This window comes from Confluentibacter flavum (assembly GCF_002843175.1).
Classification (GTDB): Bacteria; Bacteroidota; Bacteroidia; order Flavobacteriales; family Flavobacteriaceae; genus Confluentibacter; species Confluentibacter flavum.
In genome coordinates, this window is record NZ_PJEO01000049.1 from 1 (window position 1) to 13,442 (window position 13,442).

Sequence of the window (13,442 nt, forward strand, 5' to 3'; positions counted from 1 at the left end):
ATAAGCTCCAGAACTATGCTTTCCGTAACGATGGGGGTCTTTCTTTCGGCAAGGTCATAGAGGAGTGGGGCTTTGATATGGCGGTAAACTCGAACGGTGTTGCCTATGGCGACCTGGACAACGATGGGGACCTTGACCTTGTGCTGAACAACCTTGAGGACATTGCGAGCGTTTACCGTAACAATTCCACGAACAACTATATCAGCATCAAGCTGGTAGGGGATAAAAAGAACATCAATGCGATAGGGGCAAAGGTCAAGGTGTTCACCGATAGCACCCAGCAGTACCAGGAGCTGTTCCTTTCCCGGGGCTACCAGTCGTCGGTCTCCCCGGTACTGAACTTTGGCATCGGGGCGGAAGAGTCCATCAAGCGGATAGAGGTGGCCTGGGGGGACGGCAAGGTGACCATTTCGGACAACATCAGGGCGAACCGTACGGTGACCTTCGAGCATAAGGGCTCCAATTCCAATAGTGGGACAAAACAGGAACAGCCAAGGAACTTCACCAGGCTGAACCCGAGCGCTCTTGGCATAGGCTTTTGGCACGCCGAGAACGATTTCAACGATTTTTCGCGCCAGGTGCTCCTGCCGCAGAAGCAGTCGCAGCAGGGGCCGGCCTTTGCCGTGGCGGACGTGAACGGCGATGGGCTGGATGATGTGTTCCTTGGGGGCGCGCTGGGCCAGCCGGCGGAACTGTACCTCCAGAATGCGGGCGGGACCTTCAATGGGCAGGCCCAATCGGCATTTGAAAGGGACAGGGCACACGAGGACAACGGCGCGCATTTTTTTGATGCCGATGGCGATGGGGACCAAGACCTTTACGTGGCGAGCGGGGGGTACGAGCTTGGGGAGAACGATGGGCTGCTCCAGGACAGGCTTTACCTTAACGACGGCAAGGGCAATTTCACCAGGACGGACAAGCTGCCAGGGATGCTATCCAGCACCAAGGCGGTGACATCCTTTGATTACGACGGCGACGGTGACCTGGACCTGTTCATAGGGGGACGGGTCATACCGGGCAAGTACCCTTTGGCACCGAGGTCGTACGTACTGGAGAACGCCAATGGGCGCTTTAGGGACGTTACCGATAAGGTGGCGCCGGGCCTCTCGGAGATAGGGATGGTGAACGATATATTGCTATCGGACTATGACGGGGATGGCGACAGGGACCTTATGGTGGTCGGGGAGTGGATGCCCATAACGGTGTTCAATAATGAAAAAGGTGAATTTAAGAAAACCGAAATCGCCTCTTTGGGTGGCACCGAGGGCTGGTGGAACACGATATCGGAGGTGGATTTCGACAATGACGGCGACATGGACTATTTTGTGGGCAACCTTGGTGGGAACAATAAGTTCCATCCGTCCAGGGAGAAGCCCCTGCACATCTATGGGAACAACTTCGATGACGACGGGAACTACGATATGATATTGAGCAAGCTCTACGATGGGAACCTGGTACCGGTTCGGGGGAAGGAATGCTCAACGAGCCAGAACCCGTTCGTTAGCGAAAAGATCAAGACCTATAAGGAGTTCGCGAATTCGAGCCTGGCGGATATTTACGGGAGCGAGATGTTGGCAAGTTCCTACCATAAGGAAGTATATGGGTTCGAGTCGGTCTATATGGAGAACAAGGGCAACGGGGAGTTTGCGGTCGGGCACCTTCCGGGCGTTGCGCAGTTAGGGCCGACGATGTCCTTTGTGTTCATGGACATCAACGGTGATGGGCACCTGGACGTTGTTGGCTCTGGGGCGATCCATGAGGCCGAGGTCGAGACGGTGCGCTACGATTCCAACATTGGGTACATATTGTTGGGCGACTCCAAGGGAGGGTTGAGGCCCTATAGGGACATAAGCTTTTACAACGACCTGAACGCCAAGAACATGGAATTGGTGAGCATCAAGAACAAGCCTTATATTTTCATTGCCAACAACAATATGCCATTGGCCATTTTTAGATTAGAATTATAATGAAATCAATGGTTGTGATGCTGCATGTCATTATTGCTTTTAAATGGAGCTTGGGGTAGGTTCAGGTTTTGAATATCTTCTCCTTCAATAATTTTGATGGTTTGATTTACTTTTATGTTTTCATAAATTGTTGTTTCCTTGGAAAAATGGGGCCATTTGATTTCCATTTTTTTGATGATTGAAGCTTTTCCTAAGCCTATCTCTGCCATGATACTGTTGCCACCAAAACTGGCATCAGTACCTACAGAATGATAGATGTTTCTTTTCTTACCATTTTCTTCTATGGTTACAATGATTTTTGCTCCCATGGCTAGGCGATTGCTTCGTTTTCCTTCTAAAATAATATTAATCCAATTGTTTTTATTGCCTAAAGGGTTTTCAAAAAGTAAATTTCCAAACACGTCACCTTCAAAAGCGCCTCCCATAACGGCATAAATATCTTGGTCCCCATCTAAATCTAAATCACCGAAACCTATGGCATGACCCTTTTGGATATGTCCAAAACCTGAACTATAAGTAACATCTTCAAATGTTTCACCATTAACATTGCGGTACATTCTATTGGGTACGATTGAGAAATAACTGGGATCACCCGTTGCTAAATAAAAATCTAAAAAGCCATCATTATCCAAATCCCCAAAATTGCAGCCCATGGTAGCAATGGGTTCATTTAAGTTAACTTGTAATGATACTTCGGTGAACGTTCCGTTTCCGTTATTTTTATATAAAAGCGGTCTGTAATCGGGAGATTTCGTTTTTATATTTCTAATCATCATTTCCGAAGGGAGGATGCTTGCTGAAGAATAACTAGAGACAAATATATCTTCAAAACCATCATTATTATAATCAAAAATCCAAGTTGGAAAGCTTTGCACAGGATTGGTAACACCAGCTTCTTTAGTAGCAATTTTAAAGGAAGGTTTCCCGGTTTCTTGAGTTGTATTAATGTATAAAGTGTTAGGTCCTGAATAATTGGACAGATATAGGTCTGGATACATATCATTATTTATATCCCCAGTTGCCACGCCTTTAAAAAAACCAGTAGCAGAAATTCCAGCATCTATTGTGATATTTTTAAATGTGCCATCAGCCTGATTTAAATACAATTCACATGGACTTTGTTTGTTTTGTGACCACTCGTTGGCGATAAACAAATCAACCCAACCATCTAGATTAATATCGGTCCATACAGCAGTTTGTGTGGGATTTAAGGAATATACTCCAGCCTCTATGGTTATATCGGTAAAAGTGCCATCTCCATTATTTCGCATTAATGAATTTGGGATACCACCATTATTAGATAACCAAGCTCCACGAAGAATAATAAAATCTAAATGGCCGTCATTGTTGTAATCGGTATGTCTTAAATTTAAACCACCAGTGACGCCTTTTAAACCTGCATCTAAGGTTTTCTCGGTAAAACCACCCATTTTATCATTTTCGAAATATTTTATCTGGTCGTCAAAACCCCATGAAGATGCAATAATATCTAAATAACCATCCCCATTAAAATCGTCAATACAGGTTCCTCCAGCTTTTTGGGTGACATCCACTCCTAATGTCGTTGCTATATCTGAAAAGTGAGGAAAACCCGTAGAACTTGAAAAATAAGTTTCAGGTATTCTAAATTTTTCAGGAACTTTTGCAGGGTATTGGCCTATAGTCATGTGTGCTATATTGAGTAGATATTGGCATTCCAGATCATTGGGATTTTGAGCAAGTAATTCGTTGAGCAAAACAATTGCTTGTTCAGCGCCTTCTTTCAAGATATGTTGAGCTTTTAAACTTATAGGAATAATACAGGATTCATTTGTATGATTGGCAAGACAGTTGTCTTGTTCCGCTTTTCTCATGTAGGCTATTGCCAACTGTTTTTTAATAATGAAAATTTTATCTGCTTTAGATTGGGTATCGGCACCCTCAATAGCAGTTAATACTTCTTTTAAAGTGGCTATGGATTCTTCAGTTTTTCCAGCATTAAGCAGTTCCATACCATAAGGGAATAATACGTTTATTCTTTTATTTCCACTTAAATTTTGAAGACGATTCTCTAAAATGGCTACTTTTTTATTATTCAAAATATACTGAACGTTCTCAACATCTATTTGCGAAACGGCATGCTGTACATGTTTAATCATCTCTCTGGTTTTATCATCTGCTTCACCTTGAGTGCGAGTAGGTATAGTAAATTCTACAGCTTTAAAATTAGTAGTCTCTTTTGATTTTGAACAACTAAAAAATAGTATAACAATTGACAGACAAAATAATAGGAACAAATATTTTTTAAAAGAAAAGGACATGTTTGAGTTAGCGGTTTTAGTTCAGTAGAAAACGAAGGTATCTTTTTTTTTCTTTAAAATCAAAATTTACTAAGGTGTGTTTTATTAACGCAATAGTTTTATTTTTACAGTATTATATTTTTGGTATGCAACAAATCACAAGCACTATTTTAATGATTCGTCCTATAAATTTTAGGATGAACGAACAAACCGCAGTAAATAACCACTATCAAAAAGTATTGAATACTACATTGCCAGAAGCTGTTAATGCTAAAGCACAAAAAGAATTCGATGACTATGTTGCTAAACTGAGGGGCATTGGGGTTCATGTCATTGTGGTTGATGATACGTTAGATGCCGATACTCCTGATGCTATATTTCCTAATAATTGGATATCTTTTCACGGAAATGGAACGGTTGCTTTGTACCCCATGTTTGCAGAGAACAGACGTTTAGAGCGAAGAGAGGATGTATTAGATATATTAGAGGATCATGGTTATGTAATTAAAAACGTTGTAGATTATACAAGTGCAGAAGAAGAACATGTATTTTTAGAAGGCACAGGAAGTATTGTTTTAGATAGGGTAAACCAGAAAGCTTATTGTGCTTTGTCGCCTCGTTCTGATGAGGAGTTATTTATAGAATTTTGTGAGGATTTTGAATATACTCCAGTAATTTTTAATGCAAACCAAACTATTAATGGACAACGAAAACCCATTTACCATACCAATGTTATGATGTGCATTGGAGACACTTTTGCAGTGGTTTGTTTGGATTGTATTGACGATAAATCAGAACGAAAAAACGTGATGAACCATTTAAAGCAAGATGGCAAAGAAATAATAACGATCACAGAGCAACAAGTAAATAATTTTGCGGGCAATATGCTTCAAGTAAAAGGGGCTAACGAGAAACCTTATTTAGTTATGAGTCAGGCCGCCTATAATTCACTAACAAAACATCAAATAGAAACCCTTAAAAAACACACTAGTATTTTAACAAGTTCTTTAGATACTATTGAAGCATGTGGTGGCGGAAGTGCACGTTGTATGATGGCAGAAGTATTTTTGCCTAAAGTTTGATTAAGCGGTTACTGGTTTAGATTTTGGTAATTGTACATAAAAAGTGCTACCAACATTTACAGCACTTTCAACCCAAATTTTACCGCTATTTAATTCTACCAATTCTTTACAGATAGATAACCCTAGACCAGTTCCTTTTTCATTGTTGGTTCCCATAGTGGTAAATGAATTGTTTTTGAAAAGTTTTTCAATATTTTGTCTCGAAATTCCAATGCCCGTATCGGCAACACTAATAATACAATGACCATTACTTATATGGTTTGAAATGGTAATTTTGTCTCCTTTTTTAGAGAATTTTAATGCGTTCGCAAGTAAATTTTGAATTACAATTTCTATCATACTTCTATCGGCATAAGCAAAATCCCTTAAAGAGTGATCTACCAATTCAATGCCTTTACTTTCTAAACGTTGCTCAACAAGTTTTACTTTATCTTCAAAAACTTCTTGAACGTCAAACAAACTAGGGTTTGGTTTAAGTGATTGCATTTGGGATTTGGACCAGTTCAATAAATTGAATAATAATAAAGACGCATTATTGGCATTTTCACTTAACTCCGGTATTAAATTATCAAATTCAGCTCTGGTTAAAGAGCCGTCTTTCAGTAAATCAATAAAGCTATTAATGGAAGACAGTGAATCTTTTAAGTCGTGCGAAATGATAGAAAACAATTTATCCTTAACATTATTAACATTTTCTAAGTGTTTGGTTTGTTCTTGAAATGCTTCGTTTTGTAATTCTATCTTAATATTTTTCTCTTCTAATTCTTGGGCATATTTTACACTACTATTACGTTTTAAATATATTAATATTAAAAACGTAGAAACGATAGCTAGAGCAGCAAGCAATGCATAAAAAATTAACTGAAGTCTATCAAAATCTTTTTTGGTTTTTGAGGTTTCTTTATTTTCTGTAATATTATTTTGTTCGGACGATTTTTGGTCAAAATTTAAACTTAAATCTAATTCCGAGCGTTCAATAGTTTCATCATCAACGGAACCATTATTGGTTAGGCTGCTTTTTAGATCATAATACTTTCGTTGCCAAACAAATGCCTTATCAAATCTGTTTCTTACAGAGTCTAAGGTTTTCATTAGTTTGTAATGCCTTAGTAACTCAATTTTATTATTAATGTCTTCCGCAATATTGCCAGCTTCCAGCAGCTGAGCTTCAGCAATTACTAATTTGTTTTGCTGCAAGTTTAAGTTTCCTAGATTTATTAAAGCCGTTAATAAGCCATCCTTATTATTTATACGTCTATTAATATTTAATCCTTGTTCAAGATATTTATTGGCATTTTCATAATCATTAAATTGCAAGTACTCGCCACCTAATTTTGGATAAACAACACTTTGTATGGAATCGTTATTAGTTGGATTGTTGGCTAAAACTTTTTCATAATAATCAATAGATTTTCTAAATTCCTTTTTCATGGAATAAAGTTCGGCTAAGCGGCTATTAGATATATCAATTCCTTTTTTATCATTTAATTGCTCTTGTACCTGTAACGCTTTTAAATAGAATTCTATAGATTTATCATAATCTTCAATATTGTAGTAAGCTTTAGCTATATTGCTGTATGCTAAACGCAAATCATTCTTAAGACGTCTTTTTTCAAGTTCCTTAATGGCAGAAAGTGAGTATTGAAGGCCTTTGGCATAATTCCCTCTTTTAATTTCTATAAGGCCAATGCTGTTATTGACTTTTGCAATTCCTAAGGTGTCTTTTAATTGATTAAATATATCTTTAGATTTTGTGTAACCATCTATGGCATTGATATAATCATTTTTTTGCGCATAAATTAATGATTTGTAATACGTAATTTCAGCAATGCCTTTTTTATAATCTAATGTGTATGAAAGTTTTTCACTTTCAATAATGTATTTTAAGGCTCTGTCAAAATCATTGATTTCATAAAGCTTTTCAATAAGTTTAATGGATGTATTTACCTTTAATGTATCGGCATTTTGAAACGCTAATTCTATAGATAGGCTATCTATGTCCGAGTTTTGTGAAAAACCAGATTTTATGAAACATATAAAAATAATTAAAGTAATTATTTTCCTCATACAATTATTTATAATGCGCTTGAAACCCATTATTAAGCAACATCTAGTTGAGGGAAACTAAGATGTTTTTTATTGAATTTTTGCTTGGTTGTTGACGTAAAAAAAATTCAATTTTATTTTGAGTAATAGCTTTACACAGCAAAAGTTGAAAAAAGCTGAGTTAAAATCTAATTTAGGCGTTTTAATACCAATAAATTAGATAAAGAGTTATTCCCTTTTTTTGAGAAAAACCGATGAATAGACAAACTGCGAGAAACATAGAAAAACAACCATTTGTGGTTGAAATATCGTTATAACTTTAAAGATTTCAATGCGGGCTTTTTTACAGTTGAATAACAGTTTATGTTTTGTAATTAATTCTTAATGTTTGGTGTTTTTGTTTGTATTATAAGTCTATGCTTTTTTACAATAAAGCTTTAATAAAAGTTTTATCTTTGTTCACCAAAAAAATACCATTAATGAGCCTTCAAGAGACTTTATTGACCCAAGTAAAACAAGCCGTTTTAACATCTTTTAATGTGGAATTGGAAACCGTTGAATTTCAAGCGACCAGAAAAGAATTTGCAGGAGATATAACCGTTGTTATTTTCCCCATGTTGCGTGTTCTAAAAGGGAATCCAGTTCAAATTGGTGAAACGATTGGTAATTATTTGGTTGAAAATGTAGAAGACGTTAAAGCCTTTAATGTTGTAAAAGGATTTTTGAATGTTGAAATAAGTGATGCTTATTATATTAATTTTTTCAATACAATAAAGACTGATGACACCTACGGTTTTGTAGCGCCAAACCCAAAGGACAAAGCCATCATGGTTGAGTATTCGTCACCAAACACCAATAAACCTTTGCATTTGGGACATGTAAGAAACAATCTTTTGGGATATTGTGTTTCCGAAATTTTAAAAGCCTCTGGTAAAAAGGTTTATAAAACCCAAATAATTAATGATAGAGGCATTCATATATGTAAAAGTATGTTGGCTTGGAAACGTTATGGGAATGATGAGACACCCGAAAGTACAGGGTTAAAAGGGGATAAATTGGTTGGGAATTATTATGTGAAATTCGACCAAGAATATAAAAATGAGATAAGCTCCTTAATTAAAGAGGGTAAATCTGAAGAAGACGCAAAAAAGAATGCCCCAATCTTAGTAGAAGCCCAAGAAATGCTTCAAAAATGGGAAGCTGGCGATAAAGAAGTGGTAGAACTTTGGAAAAAAATGAACGGTTGGGTATATGATGGTTTTACTGAAACTTACAAAAATTTAGGTGTCGATTTTGATACCTTATATTATGAAAGTAATACCTATTTATTAGGAAAGGAATTTGTTGCTGAAGGATTGAAATCAGGTGTGTTTGTTAAAGAAGAAGATGGCTCAGTTTGGTGCGATTTAATCGAAGATGGATTAGATAAAAAAATAGTGCAACGTTCGGATGGAACCGCTGTGTATATGACGCAAGATATTGGTACCGCCATACAACGTATCAAGGATTTTCCAGATGTAGGCGGTATGGTTTATACCGTTGGTAATGAACAGGATTATCATTTTCAGGTACTGTTTTTAATTTTGAAAAAATTGGGCTTTGAATGGGCCAAAAATTTATATCATTTAAGTTATGGCATGGTCGATTTGCCTAGCGGAAAAATGAAAAGTAGGGAAGGAACTGTAGTAGATGCTGATGATTTAATTGAAGAAATGGCCACAACCGCTAAAGAGATTTCAGAAGAATTAGGAAAATTAGATGGCTATAACGATTCAGAAAAACAAGAGTTATATAAAATGATAGGTTTAGGCGCTTTAAAATATTACGTATTAAAAGTAGATCCTAAAAAACGTATTTTGTTTGACCCTAAGGAATCTATAGATTTTCAAGGAAACACGGGGCCTTTCATACAATATACCTATGCCAGAATTCAGGCTATTTTAAGAAAAGCAGATTTTGATTTGTCCGCAAACATAGAATTGCCATTACATGAAAAGGAAAAAGAATTGTTAAAACAATTAGAGCTGTTTCCAGAGATTATTCAAAATGCGGCATCACAACACAGTCCGGCGTTGGTTGCTAATTATACGTATGAATTGGTTAAGGAATTCAATTCATTCTACCAAAACGTCTCTATTTTAGGAGCGGATCATTTAAACGAAAAAATATTTAGAGTCCAACTCTCAAAAAAAGTAGCTTCAACTATAAAGATGGCTTTCCATGTTTTAGGGATCCAAGTTCCTGAAAGAATGTAGTCTTTTTCGTTTTAAACATATTAGATTTAATCAAGAGTAAGAATAATTAATTTTCGCACTTCAATTAATTTGTGATTCGCTTTAGTATCCACAGTTTAAAAACTGCCCATTTAAGGAGGTAATTACTCTGTTGGACGGTTTGTAATCACAAAAACTGTTAAATGTGTAATAAAAGTAGTGTTGTAAATATCAGATAATGTATTTTTAAACCCATTTCTGAAACCAACAGATAACTAAATAATTAACACCACAAACAAATTAAACTAATGAAAAAAATATTGCCTCTATTAATTCTTGTTGCCACGATCACCCTTAGTTCTTGTAGTAAAAAAAGAGAAGGAGCCCCTAAGGTATTAGTGTTCTCTAAAACAGCGGGATTTGTACATGCCTCCATTCCAGCGGGTATCGCATCCATTCAAAAATTAGGTAGTGAAAATGGTTTTGTAGTTGATACTACAACAAACGCAGAATTATTTAATGAAGATAACCTGAAACAATATTCGGCTGTTATTTTCTTGAGTACTACGGGTAATGTTCTAGACCATTATCAAGAAGCAGCCTTTGAGCGTTATATACAAGCAGGAGGTGGTTTTGTTGGTATACATGCGGCAGCCGATACCGAATATGATTGGGGTTGGTATAATAAATTAGTCGGGGCTTATTTTTTAAGTCATCCACGTGGTACGCCAGAAGCAGATTTTATTATAAAAGATAAAAACTTTGTAGCAACCGAGTTTTTTACAGATACCATTTGGCATCGTACTGATGAATTGTATAACTACAAAAAAATAAACCCAAATGTCAATGTATTGATCACTTTGGATGAATCAACCTATGAAGGTGGTATGAATGGCGATTTTCATCCCATTGCTTGGTACCATGATTTTGATGGTGGTAGAGCATTTTACACTGGTGGCGGTCATACAGATGAAAGCTTTTCAGAAGCATTATTTTTAAAACATATATTAGGTGGTATACAGTATGCTATTGGCGACAATGAGATTCTTAATTATAAAAAAGCAAGCTCTCAAATTCCTCCGGCAGCAGATCGTTTTTCTAAAGTGATGTTAACTGAAGGTAAGTTTTACGAACCTACCGAAATGACTGTACTTCCTAACAATGACGTCCTTATTTCGCAAAGAAGAGGTGAAATAATGCTTTATAAAGCCGATACAAGAGAAGTTAAGGAAGTGGCTAAATTGGATGTATATTTTAGCTCAGATGCACCAGGAGTCAATGCCGAAGAAGGTGTTCTTGGATTACAAAAAGACCCAGATTTTGCTAAAAATAATTGGGTTTATGTTTTTTATTCACCAGCAGGTAGTGAAAGCGTAAACAGATTGTCCCGTTTCAAATTCAAGAATGATGTATTTGATGTAGCTTCTGAACAAGTTATTTTAGATGTTGGCAGCCAACGTGATATTTGTTGCCATACAGGTGGCTCCATAGCTTTTGGCCCCGACGGTCTGCTGTACGTTTCTACCGGTGATAACTCAACCCCTTTTAACGAAAGGGATGTTAAATATGTTAATAATGGTTATGCACCTTTAAATGATTCTCCAGGTCATGAGCAGTACGATGCTAGAAGATCTTCGGGTAATACTAACGATTTAAGAGGAAAAATACTAAGAATAAAAGTTAATGAAGATGGTAGTTATGATATTCCAGCAGGAAATTTATTCCCAGTAGGAACAGAAAAAACAAGACCGGAAATATATACCATGGGGCATCGTAATCCGTACCGTATTTCTATAGATATGAAACGAAACTACTTGTATTGGGGTGATGTTGGTCCAGATTCAAGGGCAGACAGTTTAAAAACACGTGGACCTAGAGGGTATGATGAAGTTAACCAAGCGAAAAAAGCTGGTAATTATGGATGGCCATTATTTATTGCCAATAATATACCTTACGTGGATTATAATTACGAAACTGGCGAATCGGGATTGCCTTTCAATCCAGAAAAACCAATCAATAATTCTAGAAATAATACTGGTTTAACAGAACTTCCAAAAGCAGAGCAAGCCTATATTTATTATGATTATGTAAATTCTCAAGATTTTCCACAAACAACATCTGGTGGAAGAAATGCCATGGCCGGCCCTACGTACTATTCCGATATGTATGAAGGATCTGAAGAATTACCAAGCTATTACGATGGCAAACTTATGGTGTATGATTGGGTTCGTGGATGGATGTTTGCGGTTCACTTAAATGACGATGGTAGTTTTAGTAAAATGGAACCTTTCGCTTCAGATATTACATTGAATGCTTTAATTGACATGGAGGTTGGTCCCGATGGTAGAGTGTATTTATTGGAATATGGAAATGGTTGGTTTACCCAAAATGCAGATTCGGGCTTAAGCTACATTCAATATAAAGAAGGAAACAGACCTCCAGTAGTTGAGGGTTTAACAGTGGATGTTAATAATGGAAAATTACCATTAGCTGTGACTGTGAAAGTAGAAGCAAGAGATAGGGAAAAAGATCCAATGACTTATACATGGGATTTAGGTAATGGCGAAACCAAACAAACCAACGTGCCAGAATTAAACTATACTTATGCCAAAGCTGGAGACTATAAAATAGTAGTAGAAGTTAAAGACGATAAAGGTGAAGCAGCAAAAAGCGAAGCATTGACCATTGTTGCTGGAAACTCTAGACCAGAATTAAAAATTGACATCATAGGAGGTAATAGTTCGTTCTTTTTACCGGGAAGCTATGTGGCATATGATGTAACGGTAACCGATCCAGATGGTAACGAAAAAGTTAACAATGACAATATTTTTGTAAGTGTTGATTATTTAGAACAGATTGATAATGAAGAAGATTATTTAGGTCACCAAGAAGTATCTGCAGCAGCAACAGGTAAAGCGTTAACGCAATCCATGGATTGTAAAGCTTGCCATAAAGAAGCTGAAACATCTATTGGCCCCAAATATATAGACGTCGCAGAAAAGTATAAAAATGAAAAGCGTGCAATATCTTATTTACAGCAAAAAATTGTTTCGGGTAGTTCAGGAGTTTGGGGAGAAGTGATGATGCCTGCACATCCAAATATAACATTGGATGAATCTAGCCAAATAGCCTCGTACATTATGGCGTTGGCTGATGATGGTGCTAAAAACCAATCATTACCAGCTCAAGGGAAAGTAAAAGCCGATCCAAAAAATCCAGATCAACTGATGCGCATTACAGCTACTTATACCGATGAGGGTGAAGTAGGTGCCATTCCATTAACAGGTTCAAAATCTGTGATATTACCTAGTAGCACCGTGGCTTTTAAAGAAGACATGAAAAAAGAAGGTGTTGGTGCTAGAAGCTTTAACGGTGGTGCTATGGCGATTTTAGACCAAGCCAAAGGTTGGTTTGAATTGGGGACTGTGGATTTAACAGGGGTTAAGTCTGTTATCTTAAACGCTCGATTTTTTAGGCAACCACCAAAAGCCCAATATGCTTTTGAAGTTCGATTGAATGCACCAGATGGCCCCATTTTAGGTAGAGGTTCTATGCCAAAACCAAAAGCAGGCGAACGCAATGTCATGATTAATGTACCAATAAAAGCGCAAACAGGACAAACTAATTTATATGTTATTTACACAGCGCCTGGTGTTACAGAAGAAGAACCTTCTCAGTTAATGTTATCTAACGCAAGCTTTAATTAGTCTTGTCAATTTATAGAATTAAAAGCCCGCTTATGCGGGCTTTTTTATGGGATTATTTTAAAGTCTTTGAGATTATATTTTTTGTCTGGTTCGTTTAACGTTTATGTGTAAGGAACGTTGCGTGTTTGAGTGCGAGGATTTTCCGAAG

General features: G+C 37.0%; 6 protein-coding genes. 4 read left to right on the plus strand and 2 right to left on the minus strand.

The window, feature by feature from the left end:
* Positions 1 to 1,967 (plus strand): FG-GAP-like repeat-containing protein (locus CSW08_RS12535; RefSeq protein ID WP_203226890.1); only part of this gene is annotated, 1,967 nt, incomplete at its 5' end.
* 5 nt (positions 1,968 to 1,972) lie between these two features.
* On the opposite strand, the gene CSW08_RS12540 is transcribed toward CSW08_RS12535, so the two are convergent.
* Complete coding sequence (locus CSW08_RS12540) at positions 1,973 to 4,105, minus strand: CRTAC1 family protein (protein WP_162495555.1); 2,133 nt, start codon at positions 4,103 to 4,105, stop codon at positions 1,973 to 1,975.
* Between the two features lie 287 nt (positions 4,106 to 4,392).
* Here CSW08_RS12540 and ctlX point away from each other — a divergent pair, with 287 nt between their 5' ends.
* A complete protein-coding gene (gene ctlX / locus CSW08_RS12545; protein WP_106660222.1) occupies positions 4,393 to 5,328 on the plus strand; it encodes a citrulline utilization hydrolase CtlX in 936 nt (311 codons plus the stop codon).
* Here the strand turns inward: ctlX and CSW08_RS12550 are convergent, their stop codons facing one another.
* Positions 5,329 to 7,395, minus strand: coding sequence for a tetratricopeptide repeat-containing sensor histidine kinase (locus tag CSW08_RS12550; RefSeq protein WP_106660223.1), 2,067 nt, complete (start codon positions 7,393 to 7,395; stop codon positions 5,329 to 5,331). It abuts the gene before it with no gap.
* A 458-nt stretch (positions 7,396 to 7,853) separates the two neighbouring features.
* Between CSW08_RS12550 and argS the strand changes: the two genes are divergently transcribed.
* Together argS and CSW08_RS12560 are read left to right on the plus strand one after the other, a co-directional pair.
* Positions 7,854 to 9,629 carry an arginine--tRNA ligase gene (gene argS, locus CSW08_RS12555; protein ID WP_106660310.1) on the plus strand — a complete coding sequence of 592 codons (1,776 nt, stop codon included), beginning with the start codon at positions 7,854 to 7,856 and terminating at the stop codon, positions 9,627 to 9,629.
* A 266-nt stretch (positions 9,630 to 9,895) separates the two neighbouring features.
* Positions 9,896 to 13,294 carry a ThuA domain-containing protein gene (locus tag CSW08_RS12560; RefSeq protein ID WP_106660224.1) on the plus strand — a complete coding sequence of 1,133 codons (3,399 nt, stop codon included), beginning with the start codon at positions 9,896 to 9,898 and terminating at the stop codon, positions 13,292 to 13,294.
* Positions 13,295 to 13,442 lie beyond the last annotated feature (148 nt).

Excerpts from the sequence above, each read along its gene's own strand:
- CSW08_RS12540 (WP_162495555.1), bottom strand. The coding sequence starts at position 4,105 with ATGATTAAACATGTACAGCATGCCGTTTCGCAAATAGATGTTGAGAAC.
- ctlX (WP_106660222.1), top strand. The coding sequence starts at position 4,393 with ATGCAACAAATCACAAGCACTATTTTAATGATTCGTCCTATAAATTTT.
- CSW08_RS12550 (WP_106660223.1), bottom strand. The coding sequence starts at position 7,395 with ATGAGGAAAATAATTACTTTAATTATTTTTATATGTTTCATAAAATCT.
- argS (WP_106660310.1), top strand. The coding sequence starts at position 7,854 with ATGAGCCTTCAAGAGACTTTATTGACCCAAGTAAAACAAGCCGTTTTA.
- CSW08_RS12560 (WP_106660224.1), top strand. The coding sequence starts at position 9,896 with ATGAAAAAAATATTGCCTCTATTAATTCTTGTTGCCACGATCACCCTT.